This window comes from Pseudomonas sp. NPDC007930 (assembly GCF_042958985.1).
In the GTDB taxonomy this organism is placed as follows: Bacteria; Pseudomonadota; Gammaproteobacteria; order Pseudomonadales; family Pseudomonadaceae; genus Aquipseudomonas.
Genome location: NZ_JBIBKC010000006.1, coordinates 138,796 through 162,030 on the forward strand (window position 1 = coordinate 138,796; position 23,235 = coordinate 162,030).

At 66.3% G+C, this 23,235-nt stretch carries 20 protein-coding genes and 2 pseudogenes; 14 read left to right on the forward strand and 8 right to left on the reverse strand.

What is annotated here, in order from left to right:
* Nucleotides 1-4: 4 nt before the first annotated feature.
* Together ACFZCE_RS14910 and ACFZCE_RS14915 are read right to left on the reverse strand one after the other, a co-directional pair.
* Nucleotides 5-286 (reverse strand): metal-sensing transcriptional repressor, encoded by a 282-nt coding sequence (locus ACFZCE_RS14910; RefSeq protein ID WP_390940244.1) that lies wholly within the window; start codon nt 284-286, stop codon nt 5-7.
* A gap of 58 nt (nt 287-344) precedes the next feature.
* Complete coding sequence (locus tag ACFZCE_RS14915; RefSeq protein WP_390940630.1) at nt 345-695, reverse strand: DUF3147 family protein; 351 nt, start codon at nt 693-695, stop codon at nt 345-347.
* Between the two features lie 129 nt (nt 696-824).
* Between ACFZCE_RS14915 and ACFZCE_RS14920 the strand changes: the two genes are divergently transcribed.
* Both ACFZCE_RS14920 and recR read left to right on the forward strand, forming a co-directional pair.
* Nucleotides 825-1,853, forward strand: a complete 1,029-nt coding sequence (locus tag ACFZCE_RS14920) for a zinc-binding dehydrogenase (protein ID WP_390940246.1) — start codon at nt 825-827, stop codon at nt 1,851-1,853.
* Between the two features lie 39 nt (nt 1,854-1,892).
* Nucleotides 1,893-2,495 carry a recombination mediator RecR gene (gene recR / locus ACFZCE_RS14925; protein WP_390940248.1) on the forward strand — a complete coding sequence of 201 codons (603 nt, stop codon included), beginning with the start codon at nt 1,893-1,895 and terminating at the stop codon, nt 2,493-2,495.
* A 242-nt stretch (nt 2,496-2,737) separates the two neighbouring features.
* Here recR and ACFZCE_RS14930 read toward each other — a convergent pair whose 3' ends face one another.
* Nucleotides 2,738-4,057 (reverse strand): putative porin, encoded by a 1,320-nt coding sequence (locus ACFZCE_RS14930; protein ID WP_390940250.1) that lies wholly within the window; start codon nt 4,055-4,057, stop codon nt 2,738-2,740.
* 317 nt (nt 4,058-4,374) lie between these two features.
* On the opposite strand from ACFZCE_RS14930, the gene ACFZCE_RS14935 reads away from it, so the two are divergent.
* The 4 genes and pseudogenes from ACFZCE_RS14935 (at nt 4,375) to ACFZCE_RS14950 (ending at nt 7,285) form a co-directional block, all read left to right on the forward strand.
* On the forward strand, nt 4,375-5,505 hold the full coding sequence (locus tag ACFZCE_RS14935; RefSeq protein WP_390940252.1) for a GNAT family N-acetyltransferase: 1,131 nt from the start codon (nt 4,375-4,377) through the stop codon (nt 5,503-5,505).
* Between the two features lie 204 nt (nt 5,506-5,709).
* A complete protein-coding gene (locus tag ACFZCE_RS14940) occupies nt 5,710-6,162 on the forward strand; it encodes a carboxymuconolactone decarboxylase family protein (RefSeq protein ID WP_390940254.1) in 453 nt (150 codons plus the stop codon).
* A gap of 20 nt (nt 6,163-6,182) precedes the next feature.
* A pseudogene (locus tag ACFZCE_RS14945) lies at nt 6,183-6,287 on the forward strand (short-chain dehydrogenase); the annotation flags it as partial.
* A 110-nt stretch (nt 6,288-6,397) separates the two neighbouring features.
* Complete coding sequence (locus ACFZCE_RS14950) at nt 6,398-7,285, forward strand: LysR substrate-binding domain-containing protein (protein WP_390940256.1); 888 nt, start codon at nt 6,398-6,400, stop codon at nt 7,283-7,285.
* A gap of 333 nt (nt 7,286-7,618) precedes the next feature.
* On the opposite strand, the gene ACFZCE_RS14955 is transcribed toward ACFZCE_RS14950, so the two are convergent.
* A complete protein-coding gene (locus tag ACFZCE_RS14955; RefSeq protein ID WP_390940258.1) occupies nt 7,619-8,275 on the reverse strand; it encodes a redoxin domain-containing protein in 657 nt (218 codons plus the stop codon).
* A gap of 286 nt (nt 8,276-8,561) precedes the next feature.
* Here ACFZCE_RS14955 and ACFZCE_RS14960 point away from each other — a divergent pair, with 286 nt between their 5' ends.
* Nucleotides 8,562-9,203: a LysE family transporter gene (locus ACFZCE_RS14960; RefSeq protein WP_390940260.1), complete on the forward strand. Its 642-nt coding sequence runs from the start codon at nt 8,562-8,564 to the stop codon at nt 9,201-9,203.
* On the opposite strand, the gene ACFZCE_RS14965 is transcribed toward ACFZCE_RS14960, so the two are convergent.
* The 4 genes and pseudogenes from ACFZCE_RS14965 to ACFZCE_RS14980 form a co-directional block, all read right to left on the reverse strand.
* Nucleotides 9,193-9,624, reverse strand: coding sequence for a methyl-accepting chemotaxis protein (locus ACFZCE_RS14965; RefSeq protein ID WP_390940631.1), 432 nt, complete (start codon nt 9,622-9,624; stop codon nt 9,193-9,195). The two genes, ACFZCE_RS14960 and ACFZCE_RS14965, sit on opposite strands and share 11 nt — an antisense overlap.
* 108 nt (nt 9,625-9,732) lie before the next feature.
* Nucleotides 9,733-10,683, reverse strand: a pseudogene (locus tag ACFZCE_RS14970) (PAS domain-containing protein); the annotation flags it as partial.
* Nucleotides 10,598-11,791, reverse strand: a complete 1,194-nt coding sequence (locus ACFZCE_RS14975; protein WP_390940262.1) for an ATP-binding protein — start codon at nt 11,789-11,791, stop codon at nt 10,598-10,600. The pseudogene ACFZCE_RS14970 and the gene ACFZCE_RS14975, both read right to left, overlap by 86 nt.
* An 87-nt stretch (nt 11,792-11,878) precedes the next feature.
* Nucleotides 11,879-14,488: an EAL domain-containing protein gene (locus ACFZCE_RS14980; RefSeq protein ID WP_390940264.1), complete on the reverse strand. Its 2,610-nt coding sequence runs from the start codon at nt 14,486-14,488 to the stop codon at nt 11,879-11,881.
* Between the two features lie 297 nt (nt 14,489-14,785).
* Between ACFZCE_RS14980 and ACFZCE_RS14985 the strand changes: the two genes are divergently transcribed.
* From ACFZCE_RS14985 to relA, 7 genes are all read left to right on the forward strand, one after another.
* Nucleotides 14,786-15,856 carry an MBL fold metallo-hydrolase gene (locus ACFZCE_RS14985; protein ID WP_390940266.1) on the forward strand — a complete coding sequence of 357 codons (1,071 nt, stop codon included), beginning with the start codon at nt 14,786-14,788 and terminating at the stop codon, nt 15,854-15,856.
* 285 nt (nt 15,857-16,141) lie between these two features.
* Nucleotides 16,142-16,882, forward strand: coding sequence for a 5-oxoprolinase subunit PxpA (locus tag ACFZCE_RS14990; protein ID WP_390940268.1), 741 nt, complete (start codon nt 16,142-16,144; stop codon nt 16,880-16,882).
* Nucleotides 16,879-17,604, forward strand: a complete 726-nt coding sequence (locus tag ACFZCE_RS14995; protein WP_390940270.1) for a carboxyltransferase domain-containing protein — start codon at nt 16,879-16,881, stop codon at nt 17,602-17,604. Before ACFZCE_RS14990 ends, ACFZCE_RS14995 begins: the two co-directional genes overlap by 4 nt.
* Entirely contained in the window at nt 17,601-18,518 is a 918-nt protein-coding gene (locus ACFZCE_RS15000) for a 5-oxoprolinase/urea amidolyase family protein (protein WP_390940272.1), read from the forward strand. Before ACFZCE_RS14995 ends, ACFZCE_RS15000 begins: the two co-directional genes overlap by 4 nt.
* A 110-nt stretch (nt 18,519-18,628) precedes the next feature.
* Nucleotides 18,629-19,531 (forward strand): cysteine synthase CysM, encoded by a 903-nt coding sequence (gene cysM / locus ACFZCE_RS15005; RefSeq protein ID WP_390940274.1) that lies wholly within the window; start codon nt 18,629-18,631, stop codon nt 19,529-19,531.
* The gene (gene rlmD / locus ACFZCE_RS15010) at nt 19,531-20,901 is read left to right on the forward strand and encodes a 23S rRNA (uracil(1939)-C(5))-methyltransferase RlmD (RefSeq protein ID WP_390940276.1); all 1,371 of its coding nucleotides are present in this window, start codon (nt 19,531-19,533) and stop codon (nt 20,899-20,901) included. Before cysM ends, rlmD begins: the two co-directional genes overlap by 1 nt.
* A gap of 81 nt (nt 20,902-20,982) precedes the next feature.
* On the forward strand, nt 20,983-23,229 hold the full coding sequence (relA, locus tag ACFZCE_RS15015) for a GTP diphosphokinase (protein WP_390940278.1): 2,247 nt from the start codon (nt 20,983-20,985) through the stop codon (nt 23,227-23,229).
* Nucleotides 23,230-23,235: the final 6 nt, after the last annotated feature.

Here is a 23,235-nt window from a genome sequence, read left to right on the forward strand (position 1 = left end):
GGCCCTACAGGTACTTGGTGATTTGCTTGAATTCCTCCAGCGCCCCGCGTTCGCCCTTGGCGATCGCCTCGGCGCTGTGCTCCAGGCAGTGGTCGATGTGATCCTGGATCAACGTGCGCTTGGCCTGGCAGATGGCCTTTTCCACGGCGTGCAGTTGCTGGGCGAGGTCCACGCAGGCGCGGCCATCGGCCATCATCGCGATGATGCTGCGCAGGTGCCCCTCGGCGCGCTTGAGGCGCTTGCTGATGGCCGCGTGGGAGGTGTGCGTGTGGGTTGGCTCGGTCACGGTGAAACCCTTGGCGGCAAAGGCGCCAGTATCCCCCAGCCGGGGTTGCCCTGTGAACTCACAGCAGCTCGACGCCCAGCCGCCGCACCGCCAGCGCGAACAGCGCGAACACCACCAGGGTGAGCGCCACGCAGCCCAGCAGGGTAGGCCAGAAGCCCCAGCGCGGCAGCAGCAGCGGGAAGGCCAAAAACATCGGCAAAGTGGGCACCACGTACCAGAAGGTGTACCAGGCGTGGCGGGCGATCTTGCCCGGGGCCTGCTGCTCTACATGCAGCCAGATGAGCGTGAGCACGGTCACCAGCGGCAGCGCCGCCACCAGCCCGCCGAGCTTGTCGCTGCGCTTGGCCAGCTCCGAGACCATCACCACGATGCCGGCGGTGACGAGGTATTTGGTGAGGATCCAGTACATGGGGGTGGCCTGTGCCGGGGTGCTGGGCATGGCTTATCCTATCCCCCCTGGGGGGATACAGCAAGTGAACGCCCGGCGCCGCCTGGCGGTCTTCCTTAGGTGCCCGCCCATTTGCCACAGGAGGCCGCCATGCCCACCGAACAACCCCTGGCCCAGCGTTTCGTACTGGCCTCGCGCCCCGAAGGCGCGCCCACACCCGAACACTTCAGGCTAGAACGCTTCACCCCGCCCGAGCCCGCCGAAGGCCAGGTGCTGCTGAAAACCCTTTACCTCTCGCTGGACCCTTACATGCGCGGGCGCATGAGCGACGCGCCAAGCTATGCCGCGCCGGTGGAGATCGACCAGGTAATGGTCGGCGGCACCGTGTGCGAGGTGCTGCAAAGCCGCCACCCGAAGTTTCATGCCGGCGACCACGTGGTGAGTTACTCCGGCTGGCAAACCCATGCCCTGAGCGACGGCAACGGCTTGATCCCGCTGCCCGCCGGCCTGCCCAGCCCGAGCCTGGCGCTGGGAGTGCTGGGCATGCCGGGGATGACCGCCTACATGGGCCTGACCCACATCGGCCGGCCCCAGGCCGGTGAAACCCTGGTGGTGGCGGCCGCCTCCGGGCCGGTCGGCTCGGTGGTCGGGCAACTGGCCAAGCTGCAGGGGCTGAAGGTGGTGGGCATTGCCGGCGGCGCCGACAAGTGCCGCTATGTGGTCCAGGAGCTGGGCTTCGACGCTTGTATCGACCACAAGGCCGAGAGCTTCGCCGGGCACCTGGCCAAAGCCTGCGGGCAGGGCATCGACATCTACTTCGAAAACGTCGGCGGCAAGGTGCTCGAGGCGGTGCTGCCACTGCTCAACCCTGGCGCGCGGGTGCCGGTGTGCGGGCTGATCGCCCAGTACAACGCGGCGGGCAACGGGCCCGGCCCGGACCGCAGCGCGGCGCTGATGCGCGCCATCCTCACCCGCCGGGTGACCATGCGCGGGTTTATCGTGTTCGATGATTTCGGCAACCGCGAAGCGGAGTTTCTTGCCGCCATGGTGCCGCTGGTGCGCGAGGGCCGGGTGAAATTCCGCGAGCACGTGGTGGAGGGTTTCGAGCAGGCGCCGCAAGGCCTGATCGACCTGCTGGAGGGGAAGAACTTCGGAAAGATGCTGGTGAAAGTGATATAAACCGCCGCTTCGCCGATTGTTTTGCCAGGTATTTTCGCGATGAGTTTCAGCCCTCTGATTCGCCAGTTGATCGACGCCCTGCGGGTGCTGCCCGGGGTAGGCCAGAAGAGCGCCCAGCGCATGGCGCTGCAGTTGCTTGAGCGTGACCGCAGCGGTGGCGCGCGGCTCGGCCAGGCGCTGGCCAAGGCCATGGAAGGGGTAGGCCACTGCCAGCAGTGCCGCACCCTGACCGAAGAAGCGCTATGCCCGCAATGCGCCGACCCACGCCGTGATGACACTTTGCTGTGCGTGGTGCAGGGGCCGATGGATGTGTACGCGGTAGAGCAGACCGGCTACCGCGGCCGTTACTTCGTGCTGAAGGGCCACCTGTCGCCGCTCGATGGCCTGGGCCCCGAGGCGATCGGTATTCCGTTGTTGATGGCGCGGGTGGCCGAGCAGGGCACCTTCACCGAGGTGATCCTGGCCACCAACCCCACCGTCGAAGGCGAGGCCACCGCGCATTACATCGCGCAGTTGCTGCTGGAGAAAGGCTTGCTGGTGTCGCGCATTGCCCACGGCGTGCCGTTGGGTGGCGAGCTGGAGCTGGTCGATGGCGGCACCTTGGCGCATTCGTTTGCTGGGCGCAAGCCGATGGGTGCGTAAGGGGTTGCGGGCCCTTCGCCCGGCACAGCCGGCCTCCCACAAGGTCTATGTTGTCCTTGATTTCCGGGACAATACACATCTGGTGGGAGGCCGGCTGTGCCGGGCGAAGGGCCCCTAAACCACTACCCCCAAAAAAAACACGAGGCGCTGGATGGGGGCCAGCGCCTCGTGGGGTGCCCGGCGAGCCGGGCGATCAACTCGCCAACCGGGCCGTCCTTGGCCCTGCTGGCAGGTGATGGGGTTTAGAACTTGGCTTCCAGGTCCAGCTGCAGGGTCTTCACGTCGACGTCGTTGGTCTTGGTGGAGGTACCCGCCGGCAGGCCGTCGGTTTGTGCCAGGAAGTAGGTCACGCCCAGGCCGAAGTTCTTGCTGATGTCGTAGCCCAGTTTGATCTTGTGGCCACGCGAAGCGGTGTAACCGTTGGCGAAGTCGGAGTCGGTGAAGGCACCGACCACAGCGTTACGCTGTACGTCGCGGTAGTTGTAGTCCACCGAGAACGCGCCGAGCTTCGACTTGATACCGGCCAACCAGGCTTGGTCGCCGTCGGTGCTGGCGTCGGCGTTCTTCACGTACTGGCCGTACAGCGACAGCGGTACCGGCAGCATCTTCAGGTCGACCTGGCCGAAGCCTTCGTACAGTTTGAATTCAGTCGCGGTGTTGCCGTTGACCGCCAGGATGCGGGTGGCGTTGGCTTCGTCGTTGTCGTCGTTGCGGAAGCCGTAGTAGCTGGCACCGACGGTCACGCCAACCTGGTCACCCAGTGCGAACTTGGCGCCGCCTTGGGCGGTGTACATCGAGAGGTCGTGCTTGAACTGGTAGCCGTCGCTGTCGATGTTGTCTTTCAGGGTGTAGTAGCCAGTGCTACCGAACAGCTCGGTACCGCCGCCCAGTGGCAGCTTGTAGGTGGCTGCAACACCTTCTGGGTTGATGTCGCTATCCCAGATCACGTCACCCATCGACACCCAAGGCTGGGCCATCTTGCCGCCGATCAGGTGCAGGTTAGGCAGGGCAGCCGGGTGCCAGTCGATGTAACCCATGTCGAGCCACAGCGACTTCTTGGCGAAGGCGGTGTCGAGGTTTTCGTTGGTGGAGCGGCGGTCGTTGCTGCTGCCGGTGGCGATGCGGATGCCGGTGTCGACTTCCGGGTTGATCTGGCTGTAGAAGCCTACGCGGGCACGGATACGCTGGCGGTCAGCGGTGCGGTCGCCATCAACGTTGGAAGCGGCCGGATCATCGACGTTGACCATTTCCTGGCGGAAACGCACGTCGCCCTTGACCTGGGTCTTGGCCGCCCATGCCACTTTCTGTTCAAAGGAGCTCAGCTCGTCTTTTTTCGCTTTCACGTCAGCCAGTGCCTGCGCTTGAGCAGCGTCGGCCTGTTGCTTGGCTTGGGTGTCCTTGGCCAGCTCGGCGCTCAGCTCGGTGTACTGAGCCGGGCTGATCGAGCCGTTGGCGCGCAGCATGTCCAGCAGCTTGGCGTCGACCGCGGCACTGGCCGGTACGCTCATGGCCAACATCAGGCCAGTCAGGCTAGCGCCGGTGAGTGTGGAAACAAGACGCATAAGGTTCTCCCTATCGAAAAATGAGGAGGCGACAGCCCACCCCGAAAAAGTGCCTCCGCCGCCCCGGCGCCATGGCAGTTGGCGGGTGTGGGGCTGGCGAAAAACTGGCGCAAGTATTGCGAGGGGTGATGACAAAATAATGGCTTGTATATGTCATTCAGATGACTATTTGTCGCAAAAATGTCGCGGAATAGAGCCTTCGCGGGTTCAAGTGTGAAAATTCCGTTGATGAAAATTCGGACATTGTGAAAAACACGCGAAGCCCCGAGGTTTTTGGGATACTCCTTGTTACACGCCCCTTTCGCCGTGGAGGCCCGATGCCCATCCAAGTTCTCGACCGCCTCGATGCACTGCCCGCCGCGCAATGGGATGCCCTGCTGCCACGACCGCAACCGTTCCTCAGCCATGGCTTTTTAAGCGCCCTGGAGGCCAGTGGCAGCCTCGGCAAAGCCAATGGCTGGCGGCCCGAGCACCTGCTGTTGTGGGAAGGCGGCCAGCTCAAGGCGGCGCTGCCGGCCTACCGCAAATGGCACAGTTATGGCGAGTACGTGTTCGATCACGGCTGGGCCGATGCCTGCCGCCGCGCCGGCTTGAGTTATTACCCCAAGCTGCTCTGCGCGGTGCCGTTCAGCCCGGTGACCGGCCCACGGCTGCTGGCGCCAGAGCCTGAGCAAGGCCTGGCGCTGCTGCGGGCGCTACCGGAGCACCTGCTGGCCGAGGGGTTGTCCGGCGCCCACGTGAACTTCACCGACGCCGCGCTGGATGCGCACCTGGCCACGCTGGACGGCTGGCAAGAGCGGCTGGGCTGCCAGTACCACTGGCGTAACCGCGGTTACCGGGACTTCCAGGATTTTCTCGACACCCTCAGCTCGCGCAAGCGCAAGCAGATGCGCAAGGAACGCGAGCTGGTGGCCGGGCAGGGCATTGCCTTTACCTGGTACGGCGCCGCCGAATTGAGCGAGGCGCACTGGGACTTCGTTTATGCCTGCTACGCCAACACCTATGAGGTGCGCGGCCAGGCGCCCTACCTCACGCGGGCGTTCTTCAGCCTGCTGGCCGAGCGCCTGCCGGCGCCGATCCGCGTGGTGCTCGCCCACCAGCACGGCCGGCCGGTGGCAATGGCCTTCAGCCTGGTCGGCGATAATTGCCTGTATGGCCGCTACTGGGGCTGCCTGGCCGAGTTCGACCGGCTGCACTTTGAAACCTGCTTTTACCAAGGCATGGAGTACGCCATTGCCGAAGGGCTGGGGCACTTCGACGCCGGCGCCCAGGGCGAGCACAAGCTGATCCGCGGCTTCGAGCCTACCCTCACGCGGTCTTGGCACTACCTGCTGCACCCAGGGCTGCGCGAGGCGGTGGGGGCGTTTTTGCAGGAAGAACGCGAGGGGGTGAAGGCCTATGCTGCCGAGGCGCGGGCGGGGTTGCCGTACAAGCAGCCTGGCGGCTGAAGTGGCAAGCGGTAAGCGGCAAGTGGGTTCGCGGTGATCCTTCTTGCAGCTTGGGGCTTGGCTGAGCTTGCCGATAGAGGCAGCCTTGCGTAAGCGTCCAGCGAACTCACATAGCCCAGTGTGCCGGGTAGGCGTCGAGCCTCGGTAGCCGTTCAGCACTCGTCACGTAACCTGCCGTCGTCATTTCTTCTACGAGAGCCGTGCATGCATCAGTGGCTCCGGATCTGTTTTATTCCTGTGAAGCATGAGTCCTATGCCCACCCCCTGCGTTCCGCAGCCCTGACGAGAACCGCAAGGGTGGTGTACCTCACCGCCAACTTCGAGAACAACTGCCACTACTGCATGGCCGGGCATACCACGCTGGCCAAGATGATCGACATGGCGCCTGAGGCGATTGCCGCACTGCGTGCCGGTAGTGTTATTCCAAATGCCCGCCTGGAAGCCTTGCATGTATTCACCACCGCAGTGGTGCGTGATCGCGGCTTTGTCAGCGATGCAGGGATCGAGGCGTTCCTCGCGGCTGGCTTCACCCGCCGCAACGTGCTGGAGGTGGTGCTGGGCGTCGCCACCAAGGTCATGAGCAACTACACCAACCACCTGGTGCACACTCAGCTCGATCCGTTCATGAAAGGTAACGAGTGGACTAAGCCGGTCTGAACGCCACTGCCGGCTATCACATCGCAGCGGTCATCACCTGCCTGCTGGCCGAGAGCAGTAATTTCATGACGGGCCAGACATTGTTCGTCGATGGCGGTGCTTCAATCGGCAAGGCGGCGTTCTAGCCAGGCTTGCTTTGTACCCTTTGCGTTGAGATAACCCTTCCGCTACGGGCGAAGCTTAGCTTCGCTCGTTTTTTGCCATGCCTTTTTTAACCGTTTCAGGTGGAACAACGATGGACCGATTGGCTGCAATGGAAACCTTCGTCAGTGTGCTCGAGGCCGGGTCGTTTTCTGCCGCCGCGCGGCGTCTCAACCTCGGCCAGCCCGCCGTGTCGAAAACCATTGCACAACTGGAAGAGCGCCTTGGCGTTCGCCTGCTGCTGCGCTCCACGCGCGGGCTCACGCCGACTGAGGCCGGCACCGCCTACTACGACCGCGCCAAGCGTGCCATCGAGGAAGCCCACGAAGCCGACCTCGCCGCGCGCGGCGCAGGCAGTGGGCTGCACGGTACCTTGCGGGTCTGTGCGGCAGTGACCTTCGCGCGTTTGCATGTGCTGCCGCACCTGGGGGCTTTCCTCGAAGTACACCCCGAACTGAACATCGATATCGTTCTAGACGACCGCACTGTCAATCTCGTAGAGGAAGGCATCGATGTCGCCCTGCGCATGGGAGCTTTGGCGGACTCCAACCTGATCGCGCGCAAGATCGGGGAGTGTCAGCGGCTGGTGTTGGCCACGCCTGCTTACGTGCAGGCCCATGGCGAGCCCTCAGTGCCAACTGACCTGGCGCAGCACCAGGCGGTTATTTACGCCCTGGCAGGCGGCGGTGAGCATTGGGCCTTCAAGCAGGGCAGTACCGTACAGTCGGTGACGGTCAGCGGGCGGGTGCGGGTCAGTGCCGCTGAGGGGGTGCGCGCGGCAGTACTCGGGCATCTGGGTGTGGCGTTGACGTCCCAGTGGATGTTCGCGGATGAACTCGCCAAGGGCGACGTGGTGCCACTGCTGGAAGATTGGCAACTGCCGCCGCTGGATCTCTGGGCGGTCTTTCCTACCGGGCGCCTGGCGAGCGCCAAGGCGCGGGCGTTTGTCGACTTCATCGAAGGCTTGATGAGCCGGCAATAAGCAAGGCCGCCCCAAGGCGTAATGCTGTTCACTTAAGGCATTTCAGGGCTTCATGGAGGGATCAATCTGTGAGCTCTGCGGATTTTGTGCATGAGCTTTAGGGCCTATCGCCCGGCACAGCCGGCCTCCCACGGGTTCTGTGTTGTCCCGTAAATCAAGTACTTACACAAATCTGGTGGGAGGCCGTGGTCCGGCACTCCGGCTGTGCCGGGCGAGGGGCCCTGAAGCTCATGCACAAAATCAGCAGAGCTCACCGAATGATCCCTTTCTTAAAGCCGTGAAATGGCTTGTGTGAACAGCATTAGCCCTAAGGCGGCCTTGAAAGCGGGACAATCAACCGCGCAATGCAGGCAGCAACTCGGTGGGCTCAGGGCGCGGCGTGTAGTCGGGATTGACCTCCGCGTACAGAATGATGCCGTCTTGGCCGATGACAAAACGACCTGGCATCGGCAGCGTCCAACTCTGGTCGCCGTTGATGACCGGCAGGTTATTGCCCAGGCTCAGATAGAGTTCAGCCAAATAATCTGGCAGTTTGAAACGCAGGCCGAATGCAGCCGCCACTTCATTACCACTGTCACTCAGGATGGGGAAACCCAGGCCATTTTGGCGCTGCGACTTGCGGCTGTTGGCCTGGCTCTGTGGCGAGATCGCCACCAGGCTCGCACCTCGTGCTTTGAAGACCGGCAGTGCTTCTTCCAAGGCTTGCAACTCCATGTTGCAGTAAGGGCACCACACCCCGCGATAGAAGCTGATCACCAGTGGGCCGCGTGACAACAACTCGGCCGACGACACCCAGTGACCTTCCGCGTCTGGAAGGCTGAATACCGGCGCCTGGTCGCCGGCCTTCAGCGCTCGCTCGGCTTGGCCGCTGGCGATCAGCTCGGCGGTGGCGCGGTGCATGACCGCATGGACGGGGGCTGGGGCATTGTAGGGCGGCTTGCCGGCAACGAAGTCGGCCTTGAAGGCATCCAGTTTGGCTTGAAGGAGCATGAGTATTTCCTCGTTGGTGGATGTGTCGAGGCTCATGATCGCGGTGTAGAAGCGCCGCCAGTAGAGCGCTGCCCCGCATAGGAAATATGCTCGGCAGGAATGGCCCTCACTCGGCCCTTGATCCTTCTTGCGGCTTGAAGCTAGGCTCTTCAGCCGTATCGGCAAGCGCCGCCAAGCCGCAAGCCCCAAGCCGCAAGCAAGAGCACCGCAAACCCTCTTGCCGCTTGCCTCTTCCCCCGGCAGCAGTGTTCAATCCCCCCCCTCGTCTCCCAAGGGGCTGTTCCAAGTGGATTTTTCCAGCGGCTTTCTGCTCAGCCTGTCCCTCTGCCTGGACATCGGCGTGGCCAATATCGCGATGATCACCCTGGCCATGCAACGCGGCACCCTGCAGGGCTTCTGGCTAGGGCTGGGTACCTGCTTCGGGGATCTGTTCTACGCGGTGCTGGCGCTGGCCGGGATGGCCGTGCTGCTGCGCTTCGAAGGGGTGCGCTGGGCGCTGTGGCTGGGCGGCTCGGCGTTGCTGGTGGTGTTCGCCGTGAACATGCTGCGCAATGCCCTGCGCGGTGGCGCCAGCCTGGCGGCCAGTGGCGAGGCGCAGCAGGTGTCGGGGCGCGCGGCGTTCGTGCGGGGGTTCTTCCTGGCGGTGTCGTCGCCGAGCGCGATCCTCTGGTTCGCGGCGGTGGGCGGGGTGTTGATCTCCCGCGCCGGTGGTCACGGCGCGCTGAGCACCGGGCTGTTTCTCGGCGGGTTCTTCAGCGCCGGGCTGCTCTGGTCGGCCGGCCTGTGCTTCGCCGCCGCCCAGGGCGGGCGGCTGCTCGGCGCCGGCTTGTTGCGGGCCTGCTACCTCGCCTCGGCGGCGATCTTCAGCTACTTCGCGGTGTACGTGATCCTCTCCGGCTACCGCGAATTCATCGCCGTCAGTGGTTGAGCTGGGTGGCGAACTGCTGCACCGCGCTGACCACCTTCTGCGCGCCGTCCTGGATCTCGATGATCACCTCGCCCGCCTGGTTGGCCAGGCCCAGGCCGGATTCCGCCTGCTCCTTGCCGGTGCCGATGATCGCCACCGCGTCAGAGGCGAGCTTCTGGTTCTGCTGCACCACCCCGGCGATTTCCGCGGTGGCCTGGGTGGTGCGTGAGGCCAACTGGCGCACCTCGTCGGCCACCACCGCGAAGCCACGGCCCTGCTCGCCGGCGCGGGCCGCTTCGATCGCGGCGTTGAGCGCCAGCAGGTTGGTTTGCTCGGCGATGCCGCTGATGGTCTTGATGATGTTGCTGATCACCTGGCTCTGCTGGTCGAGCGCCTCGATGCCTTCGGCGGCCTCTTGCATGTGGCGGGCCAGCTCGCGCATCACCGACACGGTTTGCTGCACCACATCGGCGCCGCGCTGGGCGCTGCCGTCGGTGTGTACCGAGGTGCTGTAGGCGATGTTGGCGGCCTCGGCCACGGCTTCTTCGCGCACCACCTGGTCGGTGATCACGGTGGCGAACTTGACCACCTTGTAGAGCTTGTCGTGGGCGTCGATCACCGGGTTGTACGAGGCCTCCAGCCAGACCACGCGGCCCATGCTGTCGATGCGCTTGAAGCGGTCGGCGACGAATTCACCGCGGTTCAGCCGCTCCCAGAACTGCCGGTATTGCGGCGATGAGGCCTCTTGCGGGGTGCAAAACTGGCTGTGGTGCTTGCCGCGGATTTGGTCAAGGCGATAGCCCATGGCGTCGAGGAAGCGGTCGTTGGCCACCAGCACATGGCCCTTGAGGTCGAATTCGATCACCGCGGTGGAGCGCAGCAGGGCGTTGATGAAACTCTCGTGCTCGCGGGACTTTTCAATGGTGCGGGTCAGGTCGGCGGCGTAGCAGGAAAACTTCACCACGTTGCCTTGGCCGTCGCGCACCGGGTGCATGATCACCCGCAGCCAGGCCTCTTCGCCGTTCTTGCGCAGCAGCCGCAGCGCGCCGCAAAAGTGCTCGGCGCGGGTCAGGGCATTGCGAATACGCTGGTGGAAGTCGGAGTTCTTCACGTAGGCCGGGACGATGTCGTCCAGGGCGCGGCCGTTGAGCTCGTCGCTGCGGTAGCCCATCTCCTTGACGAAGTTCTCGTTCACGCCCATGAAGCGGCCCTGGCCGTCGAGGCGGATGTGAATCATCTCCTCGTCGAGCCCGGAGCGAATCTGCTGCACGCTGGCCAACTCCTCGCGCAGGGCGGCCAGTTCATTTTTATAGCGCTGGTTGAAGAACATCGACGGGCACCTGAAAAGAGCCATGGGAATTACACAGTTCATCGACTCACTGTAGGCACTCTTGAGCGCAGCCCTGAAATAAATTTCAGGCGTGGGCCAACGGCTGGCGGAAGGTGAACAGCGTGCCGTGGGCGCGCGACGACGCCACCTCGATGGCGCCGCCGTGGGCATGGGCGATCTGTTGAGCGATGTACAGCCCCAGGCCCAGGCCGTTGCGGCTCGGCGCCTTGGCCAGGCGCGAGAACGGCTCGAACAGTTTGCCGAACAGCTCCGGGGCAATCGGCTCGCCTTCGTTGTGCACGCTGAGCACGAACTGCCCGGCATGGCAGCCGGCGTGCACGGTCACCGGGGCGTTCGGCGCGCCGTGGACGATGGCGTTGCTGAGCAGGTTGGAAAACATCTGCCCCAGCCGCTCGCTGTCGCACTGCACGCCGGCCAGCTCGCCCACCTGCAGGCGCAGTTCCCGCTGTGGGTGCACGTGTTGCAGCTCATCGACCACATGGCGCAGGGTGCTGGCCAGTTGCGGGCAGGGCACCGCCTGCACCTGCAGGCCGGCGCCGAGCTGGCCGCGGGCGAAGTCGAGCACGTCTTCGACCAGGCGGGTGGCGCGGTGGCTGCAACTGACGATGTGCTCAAGCACCGTGCGGCTGCGCTCGCTGGCGTCGCGGCGCAGCAGCAACTGCGCGCCGGCCTCGATGGCGAACAACGGGTTGCGCAGGTCATGGCCGAGCACGGCGATGAACTGCTCGCGCTGCTCGGCGCGCTCGCGTTCGTGGCGCAGGGCGGCTTCGGTGACTTCCATTTGCTGCTCGCGGTCGATCTGCACGGCGATCAGCCGGGCGAAGCCCTCGACCATTGCCTGCACGCTGCTGCCCTTGAGCTGGGCGGGGAGTGGGTCGAGCGCGCAGAGGGTGCCGAACATCTCGCCGTTGGCGCGGATGATCGGCACGGAAATATAGCTTTCAAAGCGGTACAGCCGCGGGCAGGGGTGTTCGCAGTAGGCGGCGTCGGTGCTGGCTTTGTCGATCACGATGCTGTGGCGGTTGCCTTGCACCTCATGGCAGAGGGTGCTCACCACCGGCAGCTCGCCGCCGACCTTCAGGCCGAAGCCGAGGCGGTCGAGCACCGCGCAGGCCATCCAGCGTTGCTCGGTAACCCGGGCGATGGCCACGAAACGCATGCCGCTGCTTTCGGCGACCACCTGAAGGATGGACGGCACGGCATCGATCCGCCCGATCAGGGCGATCTCCGCGGCGGCGGTGTCGTGTGGGTGGTCCATCTAGCCTCGCATCCTTCGGGCACTCAATGGGCCCAGCATAGCGGCATGGCGGCGGGGTGTAAAAGCGTGCACAGGCTGACCGGCCGGTCAGAACGGTTGGCGTTTGCGTTGGCCGCTCAGGGTGTCGTTGGCCGCGGCCACTTCGTGCTGGGCCAGGAGGATGCTCAGCGCGGCCTTGTCGATCGGCCGGCTCAGGTAAAAGCCTTGCACTTCATGGCACTGGTCGTTGGTCAGCGCCGCCAGTTGCTGCTCGGTCTCCACCCCTTCGGCGGTCACCTTCAGGCCCATCGCCCGGGCCAGGTTGATGATCGCCTGCACCACCGCGCGGTCGCCGCCGGCGGCGCTGCCGTCCATGGCGGCGATGAAGCGCTTGTCGATCTTGATGCTGTCGAAGGGGTAGGTGCGCAGGTAGCCAAGGGAGGAGTAGCCGGTGCCGAAGTCGTCCATGTTCAGCCGCACGCCCAGTTCCTTGAGTGACTGCAGGGTGCCGAGGGCGTTGTCGATGTCGCCGAGCATCATGTTCTCGGTGATCTCCAGCTCCAGCCGGTGCGCGGGGAAGCCGGTTTCGACGAGGATGTCGTGGATGTCGCTGACCACGTCGCTGCGCACGAACTGCGCCGGCGACAGGTTGACCGACACCAGCAGCGCCTCGGGCCAGTGCCGCGCGGTTTCGCAGGCTTCGCGCAGCACCCAGCGCCCCAGCGGCACGATCAGGTCGGTTTGCTCGGCCAGCGGAATGAACACATCGGGGCCGATCAGCCCGTCGACCGGGTGGTCCCAGCGCACCAGCGCCTCGACCGACACGATGCGCAAGTGGTCGATCTGGTAGCGCGGCTGGTAGTGCAGCACGAACTCCTGGTTTTTCACCGCCAGGCGCAGCTCGCTTTCAAGTTGCCGGCGGTGCTGGATCTGCTCGCTCATCTGCTCGGCGTAATAGCGCCAGCCGCCCTGGCCAGCGGCCTTGACCTGGTACAGGGCGATGTCGGCGCAGCGAATCAACTCGGCGCCGTCGTAGCCTTGCAGGCGGCTTTGGGCGATGCCGATGCTGGCGCCCACCTGCAGCGCGTGGCCGTTGTGCTCCACCGGCTGCTGCAGGCTGTCGAGCAGGCGCTGGCAGAAGCGGTCGACCTCATAGCGTTGCTCCAGCCCGCAGAGGATCGCCACGAACTCATCGCCGCCGAGCCGCGCGACCAGGTCGAGGTCGCGGGTGCAGCCCTTCAGGCGTTGGCCGATTTCCACCAGCACCGCGTCGCCGGCGGCATGGCCAAGGCTGTCGTTGATCGGCTTGAAGTGGTCGAGGTCGACCAACAGCAGGGTCAGCGCTGGGCCGTCTTCGCGGGCCGCCAGGGCGTCTTCGAGGTAGCGCGCCAGCAGGTTGCGGTTGGGCAGGCCGGTGAGCGCGTCGTGCAGTGAGAGGTGCTGGATGCGCGCGTGGGCGGCCACTTCATCGGTGATGTCGCTGGCGGTGCCACGAAACCCCTGCACCCCGCCGTGCTGGTGGATCGGCCGCGCCGACACCCGGCAGTAGCGCAATTGCCCGCCCTGGTCGCGGTAGGCGCAGCGCAGGTTGCTGACGTTGGCCGGGTCTTCGGGAAGGGTGGCCAGCCAGGGGCCGATAGGGGTGGTGTCGCAGCTGAGCAGTTGCTCGATCGGCTGGCCAAGCCAGGCCTCGCTGGCAAAGCCGGTGACCGCGGCGAAGCGGTTGGAGAGGTAGGTGATGCGCCCGCGGGCGTCGGTTTCCCAGATCCAGTCCGAGGCGGCCTCGGCGACTGCGCGAAAGCGCTCTTCGCTGGCTTCGAGGGCATCGGTGCTTTGGCGCAACGAGGCGAAGCTGGCGTCGATCTGGCGCGAGGCGCGCAGGGCGAAGCGGAAGCAGTAACCCAGCAGCAGCGCCAGCACCGCGGCCACCAGCAACAGGCTTGGCAGCACGATCCACAACAGCCGCGCGCCCGGCGCCTGGGCGGTCCAGGCCAGGCGGAACTCGGTGCCGGGGAGGGTCAGGTGCGGGGTGGCGGCGGCCTTGTTGCCGGCTGGCTCCAGGCGCAGGTCGGCGAGCTTGTAGCTCAGGCCCATCTGCAGCAGCTTGGCCGGGGTGAGCTGGTCGACCAGCACCAGCACCGCGCTGTTGGCGCTGGCCGGCGGGGCGCTGTCGCCGTCGGGCTGGATCACCGCCGCGCTGATCAGCGCCGGCCAGCCGTACAGCAGCCCGACGTGGCTGAACGCCTCTTTGCGCGCGGCCAGCGCGCGGGCCTGTTGCAGCAGGCTGGCCAGCGGCAGGTCGAGCATGGTGCTGAGCGCGCCGGTGGTGGGCTGGCCCTTGTACAGGGCGTACTGCGGGCCTTGGTCGTTGAGCACGAACACCGCTTCGAAGCCTTCCTGGGTAAACAGCGTGTCGCCCAGGTTGTGTTGCTCCAAGGCCCAGTCGCGGTCGACCCCGGCGCTGCCGAGGTGCTCGTAGGCGCTGTCCCAGATGGCGTAGCTGAGGGTGCTGGTGCGGTCGCTGGCGGCGCGGATGTCCAGCGCCTTTTGCGCGTAGAAGCGGCTTTGCCCGAGTTCGTCGCGGTCCAGCCCGTGGGCGATGCCGACCACCGCCAGCCCGGCAATCACGAACGCGGCGCCGAACAGCGTGCCGATCAGAATGAGAAAACGCCGCGTACGCTGCCAGTGCGGCGCGGGGAAGCGAGCGATGGTCTGCATAGGCGTGCGGGTTCCCTGTCTGGCCCGGCGCGTGCAGTGCTGCCCGAATGAGCCGGTTCACTGCCTGGGCCGGGGTGTCATCCTTCGCATGAAGTGGAATGTGCGCACAGAACGCCGATGGCTATCTTGAGCGGGCGTAAGCCATTAGGTTCCCCAAGGCAACCGCCGCCCGTCCGCGAAACCAGCGTGCTAGCCGCCCGCCGGGCCGGAAAACCCCTGCCAGAGCGGCCCTGCCCTTGAAAAGGCCCAGGGCGGCACCCATGATCGCTGCACAGGCTGCCCATCCGGGAGGCACTGATGAACACGACCTGGCTCGCTGGAGTGGTACTGCTTATGTTGCAAACCCCCGCCCATGCTGTTGAACCCACCCTCGACGCACCGGCCCCGGCGCCGTTCGAGGACGGCCGCTACCGCAATATCGTGGTCCGGCCGAACAAGGACGGCGTGCTCAAGAAGCTCAGGATCGGCTTCAAGTACCTGCTCCGGCGCAAGCCGGCGTACACCCGCCCGCAGGCGCCGATCCCGGTGCAGGCGCTCACCCGCCAAGCGCTGCTGGCAGCGCCAGACAACAGCCTCTGGCGGCTGGGGCATTCCACGGTGCTGATCAAAAGCCGTGGGGCGTTCTTCATCACCGACCCGGTGTTTGGCCAGCGCGCCTCGCCGGTGCAATGGGCCGGGCCGCTGCGCTTTCACCAGCCGCCGCTCGCCCTTGAAGACTTGCCGCCGATCAAGGCGGTGATCATCTCCCACAACCACTACGACCACCTCGACCAGGACGCGGTCAAGCGCCTGGCCGAACGCGCCGAATGGTTCCTCGCGCCGCTGGGCGTGGGCGACACCCTGGTGCAGTGGGGCATCCCCGCGGCCAAGGTGCGCCAGCTCGACTGGTGGCAGGAAACCGAAATCGACGGCACGCGCTTTGCCGCCACGCCCACGCAGCATTTTTCCGGGCGAGGGCTGTTCGACAGCAACGCCACGCTGTGGGCCTCGTGGGTGGTGATCGAGCCCGACTGGAAGCTGTTCTTCAGCGGCGACTCGGGGTACTTCGCCGGCTTCAAGCAGATTGGCGAGCGCTATGGCCCGTTTGACCTCACGCTGATGGAAACCGGCGCCTACAACGTGGCCTGGCCGGTGGTGCACATGCAGCCGGAAGAAAGCCTGCAGGCCCACCTCGACGTGCGCGGGCGCTGGCTGCTGCCGATCCACAACGGCACCTTCGACCTGTCCAGCCACCCTTGGCACGAACCCTTCGAACGCATCAGTGCCCTGGCCCAGGCCGCCCAGGTGCCGGTGACCACGCCGGTGATGGGCGAGCGCGTGGATATGCTCGAGCCGCGGGGGTTCAACCGTTGGTGGGAGATTGAATGACGCTTCAGGGTTTTAGGGCCTATCGCCCGGCACCCACGGCCTCCCCTGGATTTTTGTAAGTGCTTGATTTACTAGGCAACACAGCCCCCGTGGGAGGCCGGCTATGCCGGGCGATAGGCCCTTAAGCGCCTGCACTGGATCCGCCAGCAGCCCCCCACGGCCTGGCAATCCCCAACGCTGAACACTTTTGCTTATCACCGCGCCCGGTTTTTTCTCCATTGACCGCCCACCGCCCGCCCCCTACCTTGAACCCGGTAAACCTTTGACACGAAACGGGCAGGCAGCATGATCCTCCTCAACTGCGATATCGGTGAAAGCTTCGGCGCCTGGAGCATGGGCCTGGACGACGCGGTGATGCCGCTGATCGACTGCGCCAACATTGCCTGCGGCTTCCACGCCGGCGACCCCGGCACCATGCGTAAAACCGTGGCACTGGCGCTGCGCCACGGCGTGCGCATCGGCGCGCACCCGGCTTACCCGGACCTGGCCGGCTTCGGCCGCCGCTCGATGGCCTGCTCGGCCGAGGAAGTGCAAGACCTCCTGCATTACCAAGTCGGTGCCCTGCAGGGCCTGTGCACTGCCCAGGGGGCCAAGGTGGAATACGTCAAACCCCACGGCGCGCTGTACAACGACATGATGGCCAAGCCTGAGCAACTGCGTGCGGTGCTGCAGGCCATGGCCCGCTACCAGCCCGGCTTGCCGCTGGTGCTGCTGGCCATGCGCGACAACAGCGGCGCCGAGGCGCTGGCCGCCGAATACGGCGTGCCGCTGTGGTTCGAAGCCTTCGCCGACCGCGCCTACGAGGCCGACGGCGCGTTGGTTTCGCGGCGGCTGCCTGGCGCGGTGCATCACGAAGCCGACGCGGTGGTCGCCCAGGCGCTGAAGCTGGCCCAGGGCGAACCGCTGCAGGCCCGCGATGGCAGCGCCCTGCGGCTGCAGGCCGACACCCTTTGCGTGCACGGAGACAACGCCGCCTCGGTGGCCGCCGTGCAGCGCATCCGCACTGCCTTGCAGGCCCTGGCATGAAGCCCATCCGCTTTGCCCCGGGGCGCCAGGCCGAGGTTGAGGTCGTTGCGCTCGACGGCCTGATGCTGCGCCTGTTCGAGGTGATCGACGAAGACAACGTGCCCTGGCTGATGGCCGCCTGCAACCGGGTACGGGAGGTGTTCGGCGCCGCGTTGGTCGACCTGGTACCGGCCTACACCACCCTTTATGTGCACTATGACCTGCTGCAATTGGGCGCCGAGCAGGCTCACGCCTTGCTCGCCGAAGCGCTGCGCGAGCTTGTGCCAGCCAGCGCCGCCAGCGGCCGCGAGCACGTGGTGCCGGTGTGGTACCACGCCAGCGTCGGCCCGGAGCTGCCGCTGCTGGCCGAGCGCAGCGGGCTGGGCTTAGAGGGTTTTATCGCCGCCCACTGCGCGCGCGCCTACACCGTGTTCGCCCTGGGCTTTACCCCCGGCTTTGCCTTTATGGGGCTGGTCGAGCCAGCCCTGGCGGCGCCGCGCCTGAGCACCCCACGCCAGCGTGTGCCGGCCGGCAGCGTGGGCATCGGCGAACGACAAACGGCGATCTACCCGTCGGTGTCGCCCGGTGGCTGGAACCTCCTCGGCCGCACCCCCCAGGCGCTGCTCGGCGAAGGCGGCGAATGCCTGTTCAGCCCCGGCGACCGAGTGCGCTTCGAGGCCGTGAGCCGTGAACGTTTCATCGCCCTGGGTGGCGATAGCCGCCCGCTGGAGGCCCGCCCATGACGGCATTGATCATCGAGCACAGCACCCCGCTGTGCACCCTGCAAGACGCCGGCCGCTTCGGTGTGCGCCACCTCGGCTTCACCCAGGGCGGCGCCGCGGATTGGCGCTCGATGGGCTGGGCCAACTGGCTGTTGGGCAACCCCCTGCAGGCAGCGGTGGTGGAGGTCACCCTCGGGCAGTTCAGCCTGCGCGCCGAGGCCGACTGCCACCTGGCCCTGGCCGGGGCAGACCTCGAAGCCACGATCGACGGCAGCCACCTGCTGCCGTGGCGCAGCTTCCGCCTGCGCGCCGGGCAAACCCTGCGCTTCAAGGGCCCGCGCGCCGGCACCCGTGCCTACCTGGCGGCCCCCGGCGGCTGGCTGGCCACGCCAGTGTTGGGCAGTTGCGCCACGGTGGCCCGCGACCGCCTCGGCGGCTTGGGCGGGCAGGGCGCCGCACTGGCCGCCGGCGAGCGCTTGAGCTACCTCGGCCCGGCCCGCGAGCCGCGGGAAATCGCCGTGGCGCGCACGCCCGACATCAGCCTCGGCGAGCCGCTGGAGGTGGTGCTGGGCGCGCAAACCGCGTATTTCAGTGGGCAAAGCCTGTTCGATGCGTTTAACCAACCCTGGGTAGTCGATGCCCGCGCCGACCGCATGGGCGTGCGGCTGTGTGGCCCGGTGCTGGCCTACCAGGGCCCGGCGATGATTTCCGAAGGCATCGCGCTGGGCGCCATTCAGGTGCCGCCCGACGGCCAGCCGATCGTGCTCGGCAACGACCGCCAGACCATCGGCGGCTACCCACGCCTCGGCGCGCTGACCCCCGCCGCCAGCGCCCGGCTGGCCCAGGCGATGCCCGGCGAGCGCTTGCGCCTGCGCCCGGTGCTGGCCGAACGGGCCCGCGCCGCGCACCTGGCGTTGCTGGCGCAATGGGCCTGAAAACCCAGGCTTATTCCTCCTGGGAATAAGCCTTGCACATTGCGTGATATGGCCGGGCGCCGTTTGCCGGTATGATAGGCGCCCTTCGAAATCCCGATCGCGAATTCGCCATGACCGTGCACTACCCCACTATCGCCGATTGCATCGGCAATACCCCGCTGGTGCGCCTGCAGCGCTTGGGCGGGGCCACCAGCAACACGTTGCTGCTCAAGCTCGAGGGCAACAACCCGGCCGGCTCGGTGAAAGACCGCCCCGCGCTGTCGATGATCACCCAGGCCGAGCTGCGTGGGCAGATCACCCCTGGCGACACGCTGATCGAGGCCACCTCCGGCAACACCGGCATCGCTTTGGCCATGGCGGCGGCGATCAAGGGCTACCGGATGGTGCTGATCATGCCCGACAACTCCACCGCCGAGCGCAAGGCGGCGATGACCGCCTACGGCGCCGAGCTGATCCTGGTCAGCAAGGAAGAGGGCATGGAAGGCGCCCGCGACCTGGCCGACCGCATGCAGGCCGAAGGCCGCGGCAAGGTGCTCGACCAGTTCGCCAACGGCGACAACCCCGATGCCCACTACCACGGCACGGGCCCTGAGATCTGGCGGCAAACCCACGGCGCGATCAGCCATTTCGTCAGCTCCATGGGCACCACCGGTACCATTATGGGCACCTCGCGTTACCTCAAGGAACAAAACCCGGCGATCCAGATCATCGGCCTGCAGCCCCAGGAAGGCGCGGCGATCCCGGGCATCCGCCGCTGGCCAGAGCAATACCTGCCGCGCATCTACCAGGCCGAGCGGGTCGATCGCATCATCGACATGGCCCAGGCCGAAGCCGAAGACACCACCCGCCGGCTGGCCCGCGAAGAGGGCATTTTCTGTGGTGTGTCCTCCGGTGGTGCGGTGGCCGGCATGCTGCGCCTGAGCCAGGAGGTGGAGCACGCGGTGATCGTCGCGATCATCTGCGACCGCGGCGACCGCTACTTGTCTAGCGGCCTGTTCGACGCGCCACGCTGATGGCCAAGCGCACCACCGGGCTGCGTTTCCAGCCCAGCGGCGGTAGCCGCGCCAGCGCCTTGCCGGTTGGCAAAAAGCAGGCCCTGAGCATCGAGCGGCTGGCCGGCGACGGCCGCGGCATCGCCTTTTTCGAAGGGCGCACCTGGTTCGTGCATGGCGCCCTGGCCGGCGAGCAGGTCGAGGCGCGGGTGCTGGGCAGCCATGGCAAGGTGGTCGAGGCCCGCGCCGAGCGCATCGCCCAGCCCAGCCCGCTGCGCCGCCCGGCGCCCTGCGCGCATGCCGGCACTTGCGGTGGCTGCAGCGTGCAGCACTTGCCCCATGGCGAGCAATTGGGGCTCAAGCAGGGCCAGTTGGCCGAGCAATTGCGCCGGGTCGCCGGGGCCGAGCCGGAGCGCTGGGCGGCGCCGCTGGTCAGCCCGGAGTTCGGCTACCGCCGCCGCGCCCGCGTGGCAGTGCGCTGGGACGCCCGCCAGCAGCGGCTGGAGGTGGGCTTTCGGGCCGCCGGCAGCCAGGCGATCGTGGCGCTGAGCCAATGCCCGGTACTGGTACAACCCTTGCAAACAATTTTGCTCGAGTTACCCAGAGTGTTGTCGGGCATGAGCAAACCCCAGGCCATCGGCCACGTCGAACTGTTCCATGGCAGCGCCAGCGCGGTGTTGGTGCGGCACGTCGGGCCGTTGCCCGAGGCCGACCTCGCCGCCCTGGCGCAGTGGTGCGCGGCCCTGCCGGCGCAGCTGTGGTTGCAGGGCGAGGGCCCGGCGCAGCCCCATGAGGCGGGCGCCCAACTGGGCTTTACCCTGGCGCCGTGGAACCTTTCGCTGAATTATCGCCCCGGCGATTTCGTTCAGGTGAACGAGCAGGTGAACACCGCGATGGTCGCCCAGGCCCTGGAATGGCTGGCGCCGCAACCCGGCGAGCGGGTGCTCGACCTCTTCTGCGGGCTGGGCAACTTCAGCCTGCCGCTGGCGCGGCTGGCCCGTGAGGTGGTCGCGGTCGAAGGCGTGCAGGCGATGGTCGAGCGTGCCCAGGGCAACGCCGAGACGAACGGCCTGGGTAACGTTCAGGTGCACCGCGCCGACCTGTTCGAACCGTTGCACGGCGCGCCCTGGGCCGCCGGCGGCTTCGACGCGGTGCTGCTCGACCCGCCCCGCGATGGGGCTTTTGAAACAGTTCGAGGCCTATCATCGTTGGGCGCCAGGCGAGTAGTGTATGTGTCGTGCAACCCCGCCACGCTCGCCCGTGACACGGTGGAATTACTGCAACAGGGTTATCGTTTAAAGTGTGCTGGGGTGCTCGACATGTTTCCGCAAACATCGCATGTCGAGGCCATGGCGTTATTCGAAAAGAGCACGGACGCACGTGCGATGTGACTGGCGACCCTAGCGGCCCGCGAAGGTCCAAGCCAGCGTGATTGGCCCGCCATTGGCAAGGCCATAGGGAAGGTAAGCAACATGGTACAGGTGAGAGCACAGCAGCCGATCAATACCGACGGCAGCATCAACCTCGATGCATGGCTCGATCATATTCTCAGCGTCGACCCGGCGCTGGACCGCCAGGCCCTCAAGGAGGCCTGCGAGTTCAGCCGCACGCTCGACCGGGAAGACCCGACCGCCAAGCAATCCTGGGCAGATGGCACCTCGAGCTTCCAGGCCGGCCTGGAAATGGCCGAGATCCTCGCAGACCTGAAGCTCGATCAGGATTCGCTGCTCGCCGCGCTGCTGTACCGCGCGGTGCGTGAAGACAAAGTCACCCTGGCCCAGGTCGGCGAGCGCTTCGGCGCGGTGGTCGCCAAGCTGGTCGACGGCGTGCTGCGTATGGCTGCCATCAGCGCCAGCCTCAGCCCGCGGGTGTCGGCGGTGCTCGGCACCCAGGTGCAGGTCGAGAACCTGCGCAAAATGCTCGTGGCGATGGTCGACGACGTGCGCGTGGCGCTGATCAAGCTGGCCGAACGCACCTGCGCGATCCGCGCGGTCAAAAGCGCCTCCGAGGAAAAACGCCAGCGGGTCGCCCGCGAGGTGTTCGACATCTACGCGCCCTTGGCGCACCGCCTGGGCATCGGCCACATCAAGTGGGAACTCGAAGACCTGTCGTTCCGCTACCTCGAGCCGGACCAGTACAAACAGATCGCCAAGCTGCTGCACGAGCGGCGGCTTGACCGCGAGCGCTTCATCACCGAGGTGATGGGCCAGTTGCGCGAAGAGCTGCAAGCCACCGGGGTGCAGGCCGACATCAGCGGCCGGGCCAAGCACATTTACTCGATCTGGCGCAAAATGCAGCGCAAAGGCCTGGAATTCAGCCAGATCTACGACGTTCGCGCCGTTCGCGTGCTGGTGCCCGAGGTGCGCGATTGCTACACCGCGCTGGGTATCGTGCACACCCTCTGGCGGCACATCCCGCGGGAGTTCGACGACTACATCGCCAACCCCAAGGAAAACGGCTACCGCTCGTTGCACACCGCGGTGATCGGCCCGGAGGGCAAGGTGCTCGAGGTGCAGATCCGCACCCACGCCATGCACGAGGAAGCCGAGCTGGGCGTGTGCGCGCACTGGCGCTACAAGGGCACCGACGTCAAATCTGGCTCCAGCCACTACGAGGAGAAAATCTCCTGGTTGCGCCAGGTGCTCGAATGGCACGAGGAATTGGGCGACATCGGCGGCCTGGCCGAGCAGTTGCGGGTCGACATCGAACCCGACCGGGTGTACGTGTTCACCCCCGATGGCCACGCCATCGACCTGCCCAAGGGCGCCACCCCGCTGGATTTCGCCTACCGGGTGCACACCGAGATCGGCCACAACTGCCGCGGCGCGAAAATCAACGGCCGCATCGTGCCGCTGAACTACAGCCTGCAGACCGGCGAGCAGGTCGAGATCATCACCAGCAAGCATGGCAACCCCAGCCGCGACTGGCTCAACCCCAACCTGGGCTACGTCACCACCTCGCGCGCCCGGGCCAAGATCGTCCACTGGTTCAAGCTGCAGGCGCGCGACCAGAACGTCGCCGCCGGGCGCTCGCTGCTTGAGCGCGAACTGGGCCGGCTCGACCTGCCGCAGGTCGACTACGAGCGCCTGGCCGAGCGGGTCAACATGCGCACCGCCGAAGACATGTTCGCCGCCTTGGGCGCCGGTGACCTGCGCCAGGCCCATGTGCTCGGCCACGCCCAGCAACTGGCCGAGCCGGACCGCGACGACGCCCAGCTCGACCTGCTGCCGCGCCGGCCGAGCAACGCGCCGCGCCACGGCAAGCGCGGAGACATTCAAATCCAGGGCGTGGGCAACCTGATGACCCAGATCGCCGGCTGCTGCCAGCCGCTGCCGGGCGACCCGATCGTCGGCTACATCACCCAGGGCCGCGGCGTGAGCATCCACCGCCAGGACTGCGCCTCGGTGCTGCAACTGGGTGGGCGCGAGCCCGAGCGGATCATCCAGGTCAGCTGGGGGCCGGTGCCGGTGCTTACCTACCCGGTAGACATCCTCATCCGCGCCTACGACCGCTCCGGCCTGCTGCGTGACGTGTCGCAAATGCTGCTGAACGAGAAGCTCAACGTGCTGGCGGTGAACACCCGCTCGAACAAGGAAGACAACACCGCGGTGATGTCGCTGACCATCGAAATCCCTGGCCTGGAGGCCCTCGGGCGCTTGCTGGGGCGGATTTCGCAGTTGCCGAACATCATCGAAGCACGGCGCCAGCGAGCGTCCTGATTGGAG

What these genes read in the sequence shown, in the direction of transcription:
- ACFZCE_RS14965 (WP_390940631.1), bottom strand. Translation starts at nt 9,624, where the DNA reads ATGCGCGAGCTGGCCCGCCACATGCAAGAGGCCGCCGAAGGCATCGAG.
- ACFZCE_RS14985 (WP_390940266.1), top strand. Translation starts at nt 14,786, where the DNA reads ATGAACACGACCTGGCTCGCTGGAGTGGTACTGCTTATGTTGCAAACC.
- ACFZCE_RS14940 (WP_390940254.1), top strand. Translation starts at nt 5,710, where the DNA reads ATGCATCAGTGGCTCCGGATCTGTTTTATTCCTGTGAAGCATGAGTCC.
- rlmD (WP_390940276.1), top strand. Translation starts at nt 19,531, where the DNA reads ATGGCCAAGCGCACCACCGGGCTGCGTTTCCAGCCCAGCGGCGGTAGC.
- ACFZCE_RS14935 (WP_390940252.1), top strand. Translation starts at nt 4,375, where the DNA reads ATGCCCATCCAAGTTCTCGACCGCCTCGATGCACTGCCCGCCGCGCAA.
- ACFZCE_RS14915 (WP_390940630.1), bottom strand. Translation starts at nt 695, where the DNA reads ATGTACTGGATCCTCACCAAATACCTCGTCACCGCCGGCATCGTGGTG.
- cysM (WP_390940274.1), top strand. Translation starts at nt 18,629, where the DNA reads ATGACCGTGCACTACCCCACTATCGCCGATTGCATCGGCAATACCCCG.
- ACFZCE_RS14990 (WP_390940268.1), top strand. Translation starts at nt 16,142, where the DNA reads ATGATCCTCCTCAACTGCGATATCGGTGAAAGCTTCGGCGCCTGGAGC.
- ACFZCE_RS14930 (WP_390940250.1), bottom strand. Translation starts at nt 4,057, where the DNA reads ATGCGTCTTGTTTCCACACTCACCGGCGCTAGCCTGACTGGCCTGATG.
- ACFZCE_RS15000 (WP_390940272.1), top strand. Translation starts at nt 17,601, where the DNA reads ATGACGGCATTGATCATCGAGCACAGCACCCCGCTGTGCACCCTGCAA.
- ACFZCE_RS14980 (WP_390940264.1), bottom strand. Translation starts at nt 14,488, where the DNA reads ATGCAGACCATCGCTCGCTTCCCCGCGCCGCACTGGCAGCGTACGCGG.
- ACFZCE_RS14995 (WP_390940270.1), top strand. Translation starts at nt 16,879, where the DNA reads ATGAAGCCCATCCGCTTTGCCCCGGGGCGCCAGGCCGAGGTTGAGGTC.
- relA (WP_390940278.1), top strand. Translation starts at nt 20,983, where the DNA reads ATGGTACAGGTGAGAGCACAGCAGCCGATCAATACCGACGGCAGCATC.
- recR (WP_390940248.1), top strand. Translation starts at nt 1,893, where the DNA reads ATGAGTTTCAGCCCTCTGATTCGCCAGTTGATCGACGCCCTGCGGGTG.
- ACFZCE_RS14975 (WP_390940262.1), bottom strand. Translation starts at nt 11,791, where the DNA reads ATGGACCACCCACACGACACCGCCGCCGCGGAGATCGCCCTGATCGGG.
- ACFZCE_RS14955 (WP_390940258.1), bottom strand. Translation starts at nt 8,275, where the DNA reads ATGCTCCTTCAAGCCAAACTGGATGCCTTCAAGGCCGACTTCGTTGCC.
- ACFZCE_RS14920 (WP_390940246.1), top strand. Translation starts at nt 825, where the DNA reads ATGCCCACCGAACAACCCCTGGCCCAGCGTTTCGTACTGGCCTCGCGC.
- ACFZCE_RS14950 (WP_390940256.1), top strand. Translation starts at nt 6,398, where the DNA reads ATGGACCGATTGGCTGCAATGGAAACCTTCGTCAGTGTGCTCGAGGCC.